This is a genomic window from Phenylobacterium sp. (assembly GCF_036402295.1).
Taxonomy (GTDB): Bacteria; Pseudomonadota; Alphaproteobacteria; order Caulobacterales; family Caulobacteraceae; genus Phenylobacterium.
This window is the reverse complement of the sequence record NZ_DASWTE010000280.1, coordinates 1-13,620: the sequence shown is the minus strand read 5'-3', so window position 1 is coordinate 13,620 and position 13,620 is coordinate 1. Positions and strand designations below refer to the sequence as shown.

At 71.0% G+C, this 13,620-nt stretch carries 15 protein-coding genes; 5 read left to right on the top strand and 10 right to left on the bottom strand.

Features of this window, described 5'->3' with window-relative positions; all coding sequences use genetic code 11:
- Nucleotides 1–138: hypothetical protein (locus tag VGD44_RS16830; protein WP_331089184.1), on the bottom strand; the 138-nt coding region annotated here is incomplete at its 3' end.
- 83 nt (nt 139–221) lie between these two features.
- Here VGD44_RS16830 and VGD44_RS16825 point away from each other — a divergent pair.
- A complete protein-coding gene (locus VGD44_RS16825; RefSeq protein WP_331089182.1) occupies nt 222–1,136 on the top strand; it encodes a LysR family transcriptional regulator in 915 nt (304 codons plus the stop codon).
- A gap of 60 nt (nt 1,137–1,196) precedes the next feature.
- Nucleotides 1,197–1,973: an SDR family oxidoreductase gene (locus tag VGD44_RS16820; RefSeq protein WP_331089180.1), complete on the top strand. Its 777-nt coding sequence runs from the start codon at nt 1,197–1,199 to the stop codon at nt 1,971–1,973.
- Here VGD44_RS16820 and VGD44_RS16815 read toward each other — a convergent pair.
- Nucleotides 1,943–2,737, bottom strand: coding sequence for a FadR/GntR family transcriptional regulator (locus tag VGD44_RS16815; protein ID WP_331089178.1), 795 nt, complete (start codon nt 2,735–2,737; stop codon nt 1,943–1,945). The two genes, VGD44_RS16820 and VGD44_RS16815, sit on opposite strands and share 31 nt — an antisense overlap.
- 102 nt (nt 2,738–2,839) lie before the next feature.
- On the opposite strand from VGD44_RS16815, the gene VGD44_RS16810 reads away from it, so the two are divergent.
- Nucleotides 2,840–3,805, top strand: coding sequence for an aldo/keto reductase (locus tag VGD44_RS16810; RefSeq protein ID WP_331089176.1), 966 nt, complete (start codon nt 2,840–2,842; stop codon nt 3,803–3,805).
- The gene (locus VGD44_RS16805; RefSeq protein ID WP_331089174.1) at nt 3,798–4,313 is read left to right on the top strand and encodes a nuclear transport factor 2 family protein; all 516 of its coding nucleotides are present in this window, start codon (nt 3,798–3,800) and stop codon (nt 4,311–4,313) included. The genes VGD44_RS16810 and VGD44_RS16805 overlap by 8 nt, the downstream gene beginning before the upstream one ends.
- Nucleotides 4,314–4,316: 3 nt before the next feature.
- Here VGD44_RS16805 and VGD44_RS16800 read toward each other — a convergent pair whose 3' ends face one another.
- From VGD44_RS16800 to VGD44_RS16770, 7 genes are read right to left on the bottom strand one after another with little or no spacing between them, the layout of a single operon-like run.
- Complete coding sequence (locus tag VGD44_RS16800) at nt 4,317–5,819, bottom strand: class I adenylate-forming enzyme family protein (protein WP_331089172.1); 1,503 nt, start codon at nt 5,817–5,819, stop codon at nt 4,317–4,319.
- Between the two features lie 4 nt (nt 5,820–5,823).
- Nucleotides 5,824–6,132 carry a hypothetical protein gene (locus tag VGD44_RS16795; protein ID WP_331089170.1) on the bottom strand — a complete coding sequence of 103 codons (309 nt, stop codon included), beginning with the start codon at nt 6,130–6,132 and terminating at the stop codon, nt 5,824–5,826.
- The gene (locus VGD44_RS16790; protein WP_331089168.1) at nt 6,132–7,058 is read right to left on the bottom strand and encodes a TIGR03619 family F420-dependent LLM class oxidoreductase; all 927 of its coding nucleotides are present in this window, start codon (nt 7,056–7,058) and stop codon (nt 6,132–6,134) included. The genes VGD44_RS16795 and VGD44_RS16790 overlap by 1 nt, the downstream gene beginning before the upstream one ends.
- A 15-nt stretch (nt 7,059–7,073) precedes the next feature.
- The gene (locus VGD44_RS16785) at nt 7,074–7,478 is read right to left on the bottom strand and encodes a Zn-ribbon domain-containing OB-fold protein (RefSeq protein ID WP_331089166.1); all 405 of its coding nucleotides are present in this window, start codon (nt 7,476–7,478) and stop codon (nt 7,074–7,076) included.
- On the bottom strand, nt 7,478–8,680 hold the full coding sequence (locus VGD44_RS16780) for a thiolase C-terminal domain-containing protein (protein WP_331089164.1): 1,203 nt from the start codon (nt 8,678–8,680) through the stop codon (nt 7,478–7,480). Before VGD44_RS16780 ends, VGD44_RS16785 begins: the two co-directional genes overlap by 1 nt.
- Complete coding sequence (locus VGD44_RS16775) at nt 8,677–9,885, bottom strand: CoA transferase (RefSeq protein ID WP_331089162.1); 1,209 nt, start codon at nt 9,883–9,885, stop codon at nt 8,677–8,679. Before VGD44_RS16775 ends, VGD44_RS16780 begins: the two co-directional genes overlap by 4 nt.
- The gene (locus VGD44_RS16770; protein WP_331089160.1) at nt 9,885–11,207 is read right to left on the bottom strand and encodes a CoA transferase; all 1,323 of its coding nucleotides are present in this window, start codon (nt 11,205–11,207) and stop codon (nt 9,885–9,887) included. Before VGD44_RS16770 ends, VGD44_RS16775 begins: the two co-directional genes overlap by 1 nt.
- 295 nt (nt 11,208–11,502) lie before the next feature.
- Between VGD44_RS16770 and VGD44_RS16765 the strand changes: the two genes are divergently transcribed.
- Complete coding sequence (locus tag VGD44_RS16765) at nt 11,503–12,291, top strand: FadR/GntR family transcriptional regulator (RefSeq protein ID WP_331089158.1); 789 nt, start codon at nt 11,503–11,505, stop codon at nt 12,289–12,291.
- A gap of 15 nt (nt 12,292–12,306) precedes the next feature.
- Here the strand turns inward: VGD44_RS16765 and VGD44_RS16760 are convergent.
- Nucleotides 12,307–13,620, bottom strand: a 1,314-nt coding sequence (locus VGD44_RS16760) for an MFS transporter (RefSeq protein WP_331089156.1), incomplete at its 5' end; no start/stop codon positions are given.

Genomic DNA, 13,620 nt, shown 5'->3' with positions numbered 1-13,620 from the left:
CGCCTTGTCCACCTCCGCCTCGCTGGCGAACTGGACGCGCGCCTGCACCTCGCCGGTGTTGGGGTTGAAGACATCGCCGTAGCGGCCCGAAGCGCCCGCAAACGCGGCGCCGTCGATGAAGTGGGTGATCTCACGCATGGGAGGGGACTACGTGCGCGCTGCGCCGTAGGGAATGCAAATTTATAGCTTCTCGAGTTGCAAAATCGCAGTACTCAAGGCGCATGCTCGATTGGGACGATCTGCGGGTGTTCCTCACCTGCGCGCGAACCGGGTCCTTCAAGGAGGGCGCGGCGCGGCTGCGCATCGACCCCACCACCGTGGCGCGGCGCGTGCAGCGCCTGGAGGACGAGTTGCGCATCACACTCTTCGTCCGCTCGCCTCGCGGCCTGCAGCTGACCGCCGCCGGCGCCGAGCTGCTCGAGGCCAGCCAGGGCGTGGAGACCGCCGTCGATCGGCTGGGCGTCGCCGACACCTTCACCGCCGCCACCGGCGTCGTCCGCCTGAGTGCGTCCGAGGGCTTCGGGGGGCACGTGCTGGCGCCTGCGGTTCCGGCGCTCCTCGACAGCCGCCCCGGCCTGCGCCTGGAACTGGTGGCCACGGCCGGCTTCCTCTCGGCCTCCAGCCGCGAAGCCGACATCGCCGTCACCCTGGCGCCGCCGACCTCCTCGCGCCTGGCTGTCCAGCGGCTGACCGACTACCAGCTGGGCCTCTACGGCGCGCCGTCCTACCTCGCCGCCGCCGGACGGCCCGAGCAGGTCGAAGACCTCAAATCCCACCACCTTGTCGGCTACATCGACGACCTGCTCTATGCAGCCGAGCTGCGCTACCTCAGCGACATCCACCCGGATCTCAAGGTCCGCGTGACCAGCTCGTCGATCCGCGCCCAACTGGAGCTGGCGGTGGCCGGCGCGGGCCTCTGCGTGCTGCCGCACTTCATGGCGGCAGCGAGCCCCGGCCTGGAGCCGGTCCTCCCCGAGACCGTCCAGCTCACCCGCACCTTCTGGATCTCGACGCACCGCGACGTGCAGGAGAGCCGTAGGATCCGCGTCGTCCGCGACTGGCTAGCCGACACGGTCGCCGCCCAACGGGATCGCCTGATGCCATCCCCCTGGATTGGCGTCGGCCATTCATTATAATCATCCTCATCAATAGAGCGGATCGCCAAGCCCGCCATCCCGGAAGCCAGGAGGATCCGCATGACCAGTGGCCGTTTCGAAGGGCGCGCGGCCGTCGTCACAGGGGCCGCACAGGGCATCGGCTATGCCGTCGCCGAGCGCCTCGCGGCCGAGGGCGCCCGGGTGCTGATGAGCGACATCGCGCCCGCCGTGGCCGACGCGGCCGCGCGGCTGGACCAGCCGCATGTCGTCGCCGACGTGGCCGACGCGGCCCAGGTCGCGGCGCTGTTCGAGACGGCCGACCGCGAACTGGGGTCGCTGGACATCCTGGTCAACAACGCGGGGGTCATCGGCCGGGCCACGAAGCTGCTGGACCTCGCCGAGGCCGACTTCGAGCGGGTCATGGCGATCAATGTGACCGCGGGCCTGCGCACCACCCAGGCCGCCGCGCGCCGGATGACGCCCCGCCGGTCGGGCGCCATCGTCAACCTGGCGTCCGTGGCCGCGATCATGGCCGGGGGCGACCAGATCCCCTACGCCGTCTCCAAGGCCGCGGTGAAGCAGCTGACCGCCATGACGGCGCTGTCCCTGGCGCCGTTCGGCATCCGCGTGAACGCCGTCGGACCGGGACCGGTGGAAACGCCTATGGTCGCGGCGGTGACCGGCGGCGGGCCCGAGGGGCTGCGACGGGTGCTCTCGCGCATTCCGATGGGTCGCCTTGGACGGCCCGAGGAGATCGCCGCCATCGTCGCCTTCCTGGCCAGCGACGACGCCTCCTACCTCACCGGCCAGACCCTGTTCGCCGACGGCGGCCGCCTGGCCCTGGGCTACTTCGCCGAGCCGCTGGCCGACGCATAGCCGCCGCGCACCAGGGGTCGCTGGCGATAGGTCGCAGTCCCGACTCGCCGCGGGGGCAGGGCGAGAGGCTCGTCCCGTCCCCTGCCGATGTGGGCCAGGATTCCGCCCGAGGTGTTGCGCGCATGGGCCTCCATGGATCGCCGCGCCCGCTCGGCGTCACCGGCGAGGATGGCCTCGGCGATCTCGTGGTGGTCGTGCCGCACCAGCCGCGCCGGCGCGGCGATGTCGGTCGCCGCCCAGTAGAGGTCGGCCACAACATAGGAGAGCACCTGCAGGATCAGGCCCAGCGCCGGATTGCCCGCCGCCCGCGCCACCGCATCGTGGAAGTCGATCGCATGGGTCGGAGTCACCGGCTCGTCGCTCTCGGCCTCGGCGGCGAAGGCGGCGAGTTCGTCGGTCACCTTCGCCCGATCCGGATTGGCCGCCGCGGCCGCCGCCAAAAGCGGCTCGGTGGCGGCCCAGGCGTCCATCAACTGGCCATAGGTGACGCCGGCCAGGCAGAGGAAGGCGGCCACCACGGCCGCCAGGTGCTCGGCGCTGGCCTCCTCGAGGATCGCGCCCGCCGCCGGCCCCGGCCGCACCGACACCAAGCCCGAGAGCTCCAGCATCCTGAGCGCCTCGCGCAACGGCGTCGCCCCGGCGCCGTAGCGGCGCATCATCTCGGCCTGCGACGGCAGCCGGTCGCCCGGCGCCAGCCCCTCGGCGGCTATGTCGCGCACGATGTCGAACAGCAGGCCCTGCGCCTTCTTGGCGGCCGTCGTCATCCCAGTTTCCGCGCCGAACCAGGGCGCGCCTCCCTTTTCTCGTTGCGCTCCAGACTACGTTATTCATGATGATGATCAATACGAACATTGGGATGGAAAACGATGCGCTACCGCAAGCTGGGAAGCAGTGACCTGATGGTCTCGGAGGTCACGCTGGGGACCTGGCTGAGCTATGGCGAAGGCGAGGTGCGCGCCCGTCACATCGCCTGTGTCCGGCGCGCCCTGGACCTGGGGATCAACCTCATCGACACGGCCAACGTCTACGGCTGGGGCGAGTCCGAGCGGCTGATCGCCGAGGCGTTGTTCGGCGTGCCGCGGGACCGTTATCTGCTGGCCACCAAGCTGTGGGGGCCGATGAGCGACACCGACCGCGGCCTGTCGCGCGCTCAGGTGTTCAAGCAAATCGACGGCTCGCTGCAGCGGCTGAGAACCGACTATGTCGATCTCTACCAGTGCCACCGCTACGACGAGGAGACGCCGCTGGAAGAGACCATGGCGGCGCTGAGCGACGTGGTCCGCCAGGGCAAGGTCCGCTTCCTGGGCTTCAGCGAATGGCCGCTCGACAAGGTGCGCGAGGCGGCCGCCCTGGCCGGGGTGGAACGGTTCGTCTCCAGCCAGCCGCAGTACTCGATGCTGTGGCGCGAGCCCGAGGCGGGCGTCTTCCCGCTCGGGCGGTCGCTGGGGTTCGGCCAACTGGCCTGGGCGCCGCTCGCACAAGGCGTCCTGGCCGGCCGCTATCCGCCCGGCTCCGCCTTCCCGGACGGCTGGCGTGGCGAGAGTCCGGCGATGAGCGTCCACCTACGCCGCTGGTTCAGCGCCCCAGTGCTGGCCGCGGCCCAGTCGCTGACGGCGCTGGCGGCGGAGGCCGGCCTGACGCCCGCCCAGTTCGCGGTCGCCTGGGTGCTCGACAACCCCGACGTCACGTCCGCCGTCGTCGGCGCCTCACGGCCGCAGCAGCTGGACGACACGGCCGCCGCCAGCGGCGCGGCGGTCGACCCTGCGCTCTTCCGCACGGCGGAGGCGCGGCTGTCTGCGGCGCTGGCCGAGGCGGAGGCCCTCCATGTCTGAGGCGTGGCTGGACCGGCTGAACAGCCGCGCCGAGATCACCGAGGTGGTGCTGCGCTACGTCCGCGCCATCGACCGCTGCGACGAGGCGCTGCTGCGCAGCTGCTTCCATGCGGACGCGCGCCATCGCCACGGAACCTTCGACGGCGCGTCCGCCGACTTCTGCGGTCATGCCATGGCCGTGTGCCGGGCGGTCGAGGCCACGCACCACCAGCTCGGGCCGGTCTCCATCGAACTGGTGGGCGAGACGGCGTTCGTGGAGACCTACTTCACCTCGCACCACCGCTTCGGCGCCGTCCCGCCGCCCGGCGGGCAGCCGCACGAGGACCGCTTCATGGGCGGGCGCTACGTCGACCGTTTCGAGCGCCGCCAGGGCGTGTGGAAGATCGCCGAGCGCCAGGGGATCAACGAGTGGCTGCGCTACGAGCCCGCCAGCGACCGCGGCTTCTGGTCGGGGCCGGCCGGACAGCGCGGCCGTCGCGACCGTGACGACCCGGTCTACCGGCGCTGAAACTCAGGCCGCCGCTTCGCTGCGGGCGCGCGCGAGTTCGTCCTTGAGCACGCGGCGCAACAGCTTGCCGGTCTCGTTGTAGGGCAGCTCGGCGCGGAACGTCCACGTCTCGGGCGTCTTGGTGGAGCGCAGCCGCGCCTTCACCCAGGCGGCCAGGTCGTCGGCGCCGGGCGCCTCGCCCCGCGTCACGACGAAGGCGGCGACCCGCTCGCCCCACTGCTCGTCGGGAGCGCCGACGACCGCCACGTCGGCGACGGCAGGATGCGCACGCAGCACCTCCTCGATCTCGCCCGGCGAGATGTTCTCGCCGCCGCGCACGATCACGTCATCGAGGCGGCCGTCCAGGAACAGGTAGCCCTCGGCGTCCAGCCACCCGGCGTCGCGGGTGGCGAACCAGCCGTCGGCGTCGGTCAGCTTGCGGCCGAGGTATTCCCCGGACACCTGCTCGCCGCGGACATACACCTCGCCGGTGACGCACCGCGGCAGCGTCTCGCCCGTCGGAGCCCGGATCTCGACCTCGACGCTGGGCAGCGGCCGGCCCACCGAGCCCAGCCGGGCGCGGACCTCGGCGTCATCCGAGGCGATCGCGCGCCGATGGTCGTCCGGCCCGAGCACAGAGATCGTCGAGCTGGTCTCGGTCAGCCCGTAGGCGTTCACGAAGTCCACGTGCGGCAGCAGGCGCAGCGCGCGCTGGATCACCGCCAGCGGCATCCGGCCGCCGCCGTAGCTGAGCGCCCGCAAGGCCGGCAGCCGCTCGCCCGTCGCCTGCAGCACGTCCAGCACCCGGCCCAGCATGGTCGGCACCAGCATGGCGTGGGTGATGGCCTCGCGCGCCGCGGTCTCGACCCAGGCCTCCGGGGTGAACGCCTCGAGATGCACGATGCGCCGGCCGCCGTAGACGCCGGTCAACACCGCCGAGACGCCGGCGATGTGGTAGGGCGGCACGGAGACCAGCGCCGCCTCGCCCTCTTCCGCGCCCATGAACTCGACGGTCGAAATCACATAGGCGGCCAGGTTGGCGTGCCGCAGCACCGCGGCTTTAGGCTCGCCCGTGGTGCCGCTGGTGAACAGGAGGACCGCGATGTCGGGATCGACCGGCTCCGGCTCCGCCACGGGCGCCTCGCGGCAGGCCTGCTCGAAGGCGCTGCGCATGACGACGGCCACCCCGGGCGTCCCCGCGACGCGGTGCAGCATGTCGTCGTCGACGATGGCCACCGAGGGCGCGGTCCGGGCCAGCAGGGCCCGCAGATCGGCGTCGGGCAATCGATAGTTCAGCGGCGCGAACGGGCGGCCCAGGGCGCCGGCCGCGAAGATCGCAGTCGGCAAGGCGGGGCCGTTCAGGCCGAGGAAGACCACGCTGCCCGGCCCGCGCGCCCCCAGCCAGGCCGCGCCGGCGCGCGCTTGCGTCGCCAGGTCCAGGAACGAGACGCCCTGCGCGCGCGGCCCGAGCGCCAGGCGCTCCGGACACGCGTCAGCGGCCATCTCCAGCAGCAGCGTCGTGTGCATGGGCCTAGTCCGAGGAGGGAAGCTTCTTGGCGTCGCGGATCGTGAGCGGCCGCGCCGACAGCGACGGCGAGCCCACGCCGGCCTTGGCGCAGAGCACCTCCAGGCCGGTCTCGGCGTCGCCGTAACGCTTGCCCGCCTGGCTCCCCGCGGACGCGTCCGGCGAGGGCGACAGTCCCGGCGGCGGCGTGGCGGCATGCGCCACGACGGGATGTCCGCCGCACGCCAGTTCACCGGGGGCCGACGGCGGGCGCACCACCACGAACTCGGCCGTGCAGACGGCGCTCTTCCAGCGCGATCCGGGCTTCAGGTCCATCACGCGCTCGCTTCCGCCATGGCGGCGGTCAGGCCGAGGTTCCTCGCGACGCGCTCCAGGCCTGCCACCTTCGTCTCCAGCGGGACCGACGGATCGTTGGGCCATACGTCAGGGCCCCACAGCACGATATTGCCGAAACCCTCGCGGACGTATCCGCCGACGTCGTCCGGATCGGGCGTGTGGGGGCGCACGAAATACTCGAACGGGCGGCCGGACGTGCCTTGCGCCTGGCGCGCGCCCTCGATCGTCTCGCGCAGCTGCAGGGCCTCCTCCAGGGTGATCTTCGCCGAATTGATCCAGCCGTCGGCCACGCGCGCCACGCGCCGCAGCGCCGGGCCGGTGTTGCCGCCGCAGATCAGCGGCACCTTCACCGGGTTCGGCGAGATCTGCACCTCGCCGAAGGTGAAATGCTCGCCCTCGTGGCTGAAGTAGCCGCCGGCCCAAGCCTTTTTCAGGATCTCGATGGCCTCGTCGAGGCGGGCGCCGCGCGTCTCGAACGGGACGCCCACCGCCTCGAATTCCTCGCGCAGCCAGCCCGCGCCCGTACCCAGCAGGAAGCGACCGCCCGAGACGTCATGGGCGGTGATCGTGGCGCGCGCCAGCAACAACGCATTCATCATTGGCACGATGCAGATCGCGGTGCCCAGCTTCAGCCGCTTCGTCGCCCCCGCAACGGCGCCCAGCAGGAACCACGGATCGTAGATGCGCACCGCATCGCCGATGATCTCCTTGTCGCGGGCGTCGTTCTTGTCGGCCGGGGTCTCCTTGCGCGACGGGTGATGGCCCGCGTAGGTCCGGGGGCTAACGTAGTGCTCGCCGAACCACAGGCCCTCGAAGCCCAGCCGCTCGGCATGGACCGCCAGCGCCAGGAGGTCCTGCGGCTCGTAGTTGTACGTGGTGATCCCGTAGGTCGCCTTGCGGCTCACGTCGCGTTCCTCCGCTCAGGCCGTCGCCGGCTTCCACTGGGGCAGGGTTGGGCCCTCGCCCAGCCGTTCGAACCACACCTCCATCGGCTGGCCCGCGGCCAGCTCGGGCTCGCCGTCGAGGCGGCCCATGAGGCGCACCTCCGGCGCGTCGTCCAGCTCCACCACCACCAGGGTGTAGGGCGCCGGATAGTCCGGGTGGATCTGGTGCATCACCGTGGTCCAGGTGTGCAGGGTCCCGGTCCCCCTGGCGTCGCGCCAGGCGGTGTTCCAGCCGCCGCAATGGGGGCAGTGGTCGGTCGGCGGGTGCAGGGCGTGGTTGCAGTCGTTGCAGGCGCGATAGACCAGCCGCCCCTCGCCGGCCGCATCGAAGAAGCCGGCGGTCTCGCGGTCGCGGTCGTAGGGCAGGATCGAGTGGCCCATCATGCAGCCTTCCGGAACACGACGCTGGAGCCCACCGGCAGCGGGCCGCCGGTGCACAGGCAGAGCTCGGCGTCCGGCACCTGCATGTCGGCCTCGCCGCGCAGCTGCCGTACCGCCTGGACGATGTGGTTCATGCCGTGGACGTAGCCTTCCGACAGGTGCCCGCCGCCGGTGTTGATCGGCAGCTCGCCGCCCAGCCGCAGGGCCCCGGACGCGGCCATCGGCCCGCCTTCGCCCTTACCGCAGAAGCCGTAGGCCTCCAGCTGCAGGATCACGCTGATGGTGAAGCAGTCGTAGATCTGGGCGATGTCCATGTCCTGCGGCCCGACCCCCGCGCGTCGCCACAGTTCGGCGCCGGCCTGTCGGCCGCCCAGCTCCGTGATGTCGTCGCGGGTGATCGCCGGGAACATCATACCGGCCCGATGGTCGCGCGGCGCCCCCCCGGCCACGGCGCGGATCAGCACCGGCGGCCTGGGCAGGTCCTTCGCGCGCTCCGCACTCGTGATCACCACGGCGCAGGCCCCGTCGCTCTCCAGGCAGTAGTCGAACAGCCTGAGCGGCGACGAGATCATCCGGGAGGTGAGGTAGTCGTCCATCGACATCGCCTTGCCGCCCATCTGGGCGTGCGGCGTGCGGTTGGCGTGTTCGCGGCAAGCCAGGGCCACGGCGCCCAACTGCTCGGGCGTTGTGCCGTAGTCCAGCATGTGGCGGCGCGCCATCAGCGCGAAGGTCTGGCCCGCCGTCTGCAGGCCGTAGGGCAGGAAGAACTCGTCGTAGCTGCCGAAGCCGCCGACCACTTCCGATGTCATGCGGCTGGTCCCGGCGCCGAGCCGCGATTCCGAGCGGCCGTTCAGGGATCGGAACGCCAGCACCGCCTTGGCCTGACCCGAGAGCACCGCGCCCATCGCCAGGCCCATCATCATGCAGGGCGCCACGCCGCCAGGGCCGGTGTCGGCCCAGTAGTGGAGGTTCTTCGCGCCCAGCGACGCGGCCAGGCTGTAGGGGCGCACGGTGTCCTGCTCGCAGCGGACGATGCCGTCGATGTCATCCACGGTGAGGCCCGCGTCGGCGATCGCCTTCAGCGACGCCTCGGTCGCCAGCGACAGCACGCCGCGGCCGGAGTCGCGGCTGAACGCCGTCTGGCCGATGCCCACGACCGCGCACTTGTCGCGGCCGGCGAAGGCTGTTTCGTCGTCGATCATGGGGCGACCTCCTCCGGGATCCTGGCGGCGTCGCCGAGTACGCGTTCCGTATGCTCGCCCAGCTTCGGCGCCGCCGTGCGCGCCACCTCGCCGAACGACGAGAAGCGGTAGATCGGGCCGGGATAGGCCACCTTGCCGACGCCCTCGTGCTCGACGTCCACGAAGAAGCCGCGGGCCTGCAGGTGCTCGTCGTCGAACAGGTCCTCGGGCGCGTTCAGGACCCCGATCGGCAGGCCGGCCGCCTGGCCGTCGTGATAGGCCTCGTGGCTGTCCTGGATCAGGAAGAAGCACTCCACCAGCTCCTGCACTTCGTGGAAGTGCTGCTGGCGGTAGGCGACGTCGGAGAACGCCGGGTCGGTGAGCTGCACCGCCATGCCCTTGGCGTCCATCCAGTCCACCAGCGCCTTCCAGGCCTTGGGCTCGGAGAGGATCAGGGCGAAGTAGACGTAGCGGCCGTCGGCGCAGCGGAACAGGGCCGACTGGGTCGGCGAGGGCTGGGCGTGCCGGCAGGTCTGCCGGTGGACGTGCACCCGCGGATAGAACCAGTACGGATTGGCCAGCTCGACGTTCACCGCGCAGGCCTCGTGCATCGAGACGTCCAGTAGCTGGCCGCGGCCGGTCTTCTGCCGCTCCAGGAGCGCCAGCATCACCCCGATCTGCGCGAAGCTGGCGGCGGAGTGGTAGGCTTGGTTGCCGCCCGGCCGGATCGGCGGGATCGAATGGTCGTCGTAGCCGCAGCTGTTCAGCGGTCCCCCGGCGGCCAGCGCCACCAGGTCCGACGACTTGTAGTCGGCCCAGGGCCCGGTCAGGCCGAATGGGGTCACCGACAGCACGATGAGCTTGGGATGGGCCTCGCAGAGCGCGGCCAGGTCCAGGCCTGCCGCCGTCAGCGCCGCGGGCTGCAGGGTGGTGACGAGGATGTCGGCGTCGGCGAGCAGCCGGGTCAGGGCCGCGCGGCCGCCCGGCGCCGTCAGGTCGGCCGCCACGCTCTTCTTGTTCGAGTTGTAGAACCAGAAGTTCAGGCTGGTGTCGGGAGCCTCGCGGCCCTTGGCGAACGGTCCGACCCGCCGCGTGGGCGAGCCCTCCGGCGGCTCCAGCTTCACGACTTCCGCGCCCTGCTGGGCGAGCAGCAGGCCGGTGAACTCGCCGCCGACGTCGTTCGCGATCTCGACCACCTTCAGGCCGGCAAGGGCGTGCGGGGCCATCAGATCGCTCCTTCCGCGGCCAGCTCTTCGTACTCGTCCTCGGACAGGCCCAGCAGGCCCTTGAACACGTGGGCGTTGTCCTCGCCGAGCAGCGGGCCAGAGCGCCAGTTCTCCTGCACCGTGCGCGAGAACTGGATCGGCGTGCCCTCGAACCGCGCCTCGCCGATCACCGGGTGGTCCATCTCGAAGAACAGGCCCCGGCCGGCGATCTGCGGGTCGTGGTCGTTGGTGTCCTCGGCAGTCTGCACGGCGCCCGCCGGAACGCCGGCCGCCTGCAGGCGATGCATCAGCTCATGGCGGTCGTGTTTGGCCGTCCAGGCGCCGATCAGGGCGTCCAGCGCGTCCTGATTGGCGAAGCGGGCGGCCTGGGTGGCGAAGCGCGCCTCCGAGGCCCAGGCCGGATCGCCCATCACCGAAACCAGCCCCCGCCACTCGGCGTCGTCGAACACCGCGATGGCGATCCAGCGATCCGTCCCGACGCAGGGATAGACCCCGTGCGGGGCGGCGTCCGGATGCTCCAGCCGATTGCCGGTCGGGAAGCTGCCGTCCCGCGTCGAGCGCCCGTTCACCGACACGTCCAGCAGGATCGGACCCAGCAGGTTGATCCCCGCCTCCACGGCGGAGACGTCGATCTCGGCGCCCTCGCCCGTGTTGTTGCGGTGGTAGATCGCGGTGAGCAGGGCCGAGGCGTTGAAGAAGGCCGCCTCGTTGTCCATGTACGACAGCCCCCAGCCCGAGGGCTCCTCGCCCGGCAGGCCCGAGATGTACGAAAGCCCGCACACGGCCTGGACGATGGGGCCGTAACTGCGGTGCTCGGCATGCGGGCCCGAGTGTCCGAAACCGCTCATCCGGGCGTAGATCACCTGGGGCGACAGCTCGCGGAGCCGTTCGTACGTCAGCCCCCAGCGCTCCATCACGCCCGGGGCGAAGTTCTCGGTCACCACGCTGGACGAGGCGATCAGCCGGTCGGCCAGCGCGCGGCCCTTGGGGCTGCGCATGTTGATGGTCACGCCAAGCTTGTTGCGGTTGTAGTTGTTGAACAGCCCGCCCTTGTTCGGATCGGGGTTCGCGTCCTCTTCGCCATAGGTGCGCGCCTCGCCCTTGTAGATCGGCAGGCGCCTGGGCATATCGAGCCGGTTGCGGTCCTCGATGCGGATCACCGTGGCGCCGAAATCGGCCAGCAGCCGCGTCGCGCAGGCGCCCACGCCCATCCAACAGAAGTCGGCCACCCGGACCCCAGCCAGCGGCCCCTGGCGCGCGCCCGGCGTCCGCGTCGGCTCAGCGGAGGCCGTCGGCCCAGCGCGCACCGCCGTCGTCTGCATGTGAACTCAGCGCCGGAGGGCGCGCTCCCTAGGCTCCGGCCGGCTTCGCGCGCGGCCTGTCTCTTATAATCATCATTATGAACTACGCATTTCGCGTGTCAACGCCGCAACGCCGATGCGGAGCGCGGCCTTCCGGTTCTTGCCTTGATCTATGACAATCATGATCATGAAACGCTGTGCTACGGTTGGACCGTTGGACCAGGGGTTGCATTACGGACACGGGGCTGCGAGCAAGGTGCAGGACGTCGTCGAAGGGTTGGGTCCGCCGCGGGCTGTCGGGGGAAGGTTTGAGGGCATGAATTCGCGTCGCAAGGGAGGTCAGGCGGCCGCCGCAGAGCCGGCGGACACGGTCGCCCCGCGGCCGGTTTCGTTCGAACTCACCCGGCGCACGCTCAAGACGTCCGAGGTGGTGGCCCTGGAAATCGTTCGCGACATCGTCGCCCAGAAGATGCAGCCCGGCGACCGGCTGCCGCTGGAAAGCGAAATGCTGGTCCAGTACCGGGTCAGCCGCTCCTCGCTGCGCGAGGCGCTGCGCCTGCTGGAGGTCCAGGGCCTGATCGGCATCCGCCCGGGTCCCGGCGCGGGCACGGTGGTGGGCCGCGTGCTGCCCGGCAATCTCTCGCGCACCCTCACGCTGCACCTGCACATGCTGGGCGCAAATTACGACGAGCTCCTCGAAGCCTGGATGGAGACCGAGCCCGTGCTGGCCCGGCTGGCGGCGCTCAATCCCGACCGGACGAAGGTGCGCGAGTCGCTCAGCCCGTTCCTCGACGAGGACCACAGCTGGGCGGTGCGCGAGGGCCTGCGCTTCCACGACATCGTCGCCGACCTCGCCGGCAATCGGGTGCTGGCGCTGAGCCTGCGGTCGATCGGCTTCATCGTCACCGAGCAGGTGCTGACCAGCGCCGAGCGCGGCGAGCTCGAGCAGCAGATCGTGCACGACCACCGCGAGCTCGCCGAGGCGATCATCGCCGGCGACCCCGACCTGTCCGCCAACCGGATGCGCGAGCATATCCGCCACGCGGTGGAGGACTTCCGGGCGTTCTGGCCGCTGAAGGTCGGCGAGAAGGTGCAGTGGCGCTGAGCCGCGGGATCTAGACTAGGCCCGCGCCGGCTCGGCCGCGTCGGACGCGGCCGTATCGGTCGCGCCGAGCAGTTCGCGCTTCAGGTGCTGCCCCGACCGGAAGAAGCACAGGGCCGCCACCACGCTCATGCCCATGCTGGTCAGGATGGCGTAGCGCAGCGATTCCGCGCCGAGGCTCGGCTGCAGCGCGTCGCTGATCATGCCGGTCATCAGCGGGCCCAGGCTGAGGCCCAGGATGTTCACGATCAGCACCAGCATGGCCGAGGTGAACGCGCGCATCTGCGAAGCGACCAGCATCTGGGCCGTGGCCACGATCGGCGCGAACCAGACATTGAGCAGCACAGCCTGGACGGCGCCCATCGCCATGGCGGTGGCCGTGTCGTCGATCAGGTAGACGCCCAGCGAGAACGGGATCAGCAGGACCGACGCCGCGGCCGGCAGCCACATGTACCAGCGCCGATCGCCGCGCCCGAGGCGGTCGGCCAGCCAGCCGCCCACGAACTGGCCGGTCCCGCCGCCCAGGCCGATCGCCAGGGCCAGGTACAGGGCCACCTGCCCGATCGGCATCTCGTGGACCCGCCCGAAGAAGGGGGCGTTCCAGTTGTGGGCGGCGAAGACCACGAAAGCGTGGGCCGCGCCGCCGGCGGCCAGGAAACGAAACGCCTTCAGCTTCCAGAGCGTGGCCAGCGCCTCGCGCAACGGGACCTGGGCGCGCGTGTCCTTCTGCTCGTCGAAGCGGCCCCGCTGCGGCTCCTTCATGGTCAGCACCAGGGGCGCCAGCGCCACGCCGGCGATGCCGAACAGCAGGAACGCCTCGCGCCAGCCCAGGGTTTGGGTGATCCAGCCGCCCGCCGCGAAGCCCAGCATGGTCCCGAACGGGTTGGACAGGCCCCACAGCGCGAGCGCCGTCGCGCGCTGCCGCAGGGGGAAATAGTCGGCGATCATGGAGTGGCTGGCCGGAACGCAGCCCGCCTCGCCGAACGCCACGCCCATCCGCAACGCCACCAGGGTCCCAAAGCCGTTGGCCAGGCCGCACGCCGCCGTGGCCGCGCTCCAGATGGCGAGCGCCCCCGCGATCAGTCGCTTGCGGTTCCAGACGTCGGCCAGCCGCGCGATCGGCAGGGCCATGGTCGTGTACATCAACGCGAACGAGAGGCCCGTCAGGGCGCCCAGCTGGGTGTCGGAGAGCTTCAGGTCCGCCTTCAGCGGCTCCTGCAGGATCGAGATGATCGAGCGGTCGATGTAGTTGAACAGCGCGACGAGGAACAGCATGGCCAGGCCATAGCGGCTGGCCGAGATCGACACGTCCGTCCTGGGGGGCGAAGCCAT

Bases quoted from the DNA above. Each gene is read 5' to 3' on its own strand.
- VGD44_RS16780 (WP_331089164.1), bottom strand. From the start codon at position 8,680: ATGATCGACGACGAAACAGCCTTCGCCGGCCGCGACAAGTGCGCGGTC.
- VGD44_RS16775 (WP_331089162.1), bottom strand. From the start codon at position 9,885: ATGGCCCCGCACGCCCTTGCCGGCCTGAAGGTGGTCGAGATCGCGAAC.
- VGD44_RS16785 (WP_331089166.1), bottom strand. From the start codon at position 7,478: ATGGGCCACTCGATCCTGCCCTACGACCGCGACCGCGAGACCGCCGGC.
- VGD44_RS16805 (WP_331089174.1), top strand. From the start codon at position 3,798: ATGTCTGAGGCGTGGCTGGACCGGCTGAACAGCCGCGCCGAGATCACC.
- VGD44_RS16770 (WP_331089160.1), bottom strand. From the start codon at position 11,207: ATGCAGACGACGGCGGTGCGCGCTGGGCCGACGGCCTCCGCTGAGCCG.
- VGD44_RS16815 (WP_331089178.1), bottom strand. From the start codon at position 2,737: ATGACGACGGCCGCCAAGAAGGCGCAGGGCCTGCTGTTCGACATCGTG.
- VGD44_RS16800 (WP_331089172.1), bottom strand. From the start codon at position 5,819: ATGCACACGACGCTGCTGCTGGAGATGGCCGCTGACGCGTGTCCGGAG.
- VGD44_RS16825 (WP_331089182.1), top strand. From the start codon at position 222: ATGCTCGATTGGGACGATCTGCGGGTGTTCCTCACCTGCGCGCGAACC.
- VGD44_RS16765 (WP_331089158.1), top strand. From the start codon at position 11,503: ATGAATTCGCGTCGCAAGGGAGGTCAGGCGGCCGCCGCAGAGCCGGCG.
- VGD44_RS16810 (WP_331089176.1), top strand. From the start codon at position 2,840: ATGCGCTACCGCAAGCTGGGAAGCAGTGACCTGATGGTCTCGGAGGTC.
- VGD44_RS16795 (WP_331089170.1), bottom strand. From the start codon at position 6,132: ATGGACCTGAAGCCCGGATCGCGCTGGAAGAGCGCCGTCTGCACGGCC.
- VGD44_RS16820 (WP_331089180.1), top strand. From the start codon at position 1,197: ATGACCAGTGGCCGTTTCGAAGGGCGCGCGGCCGTCGTCACAGGGGCC.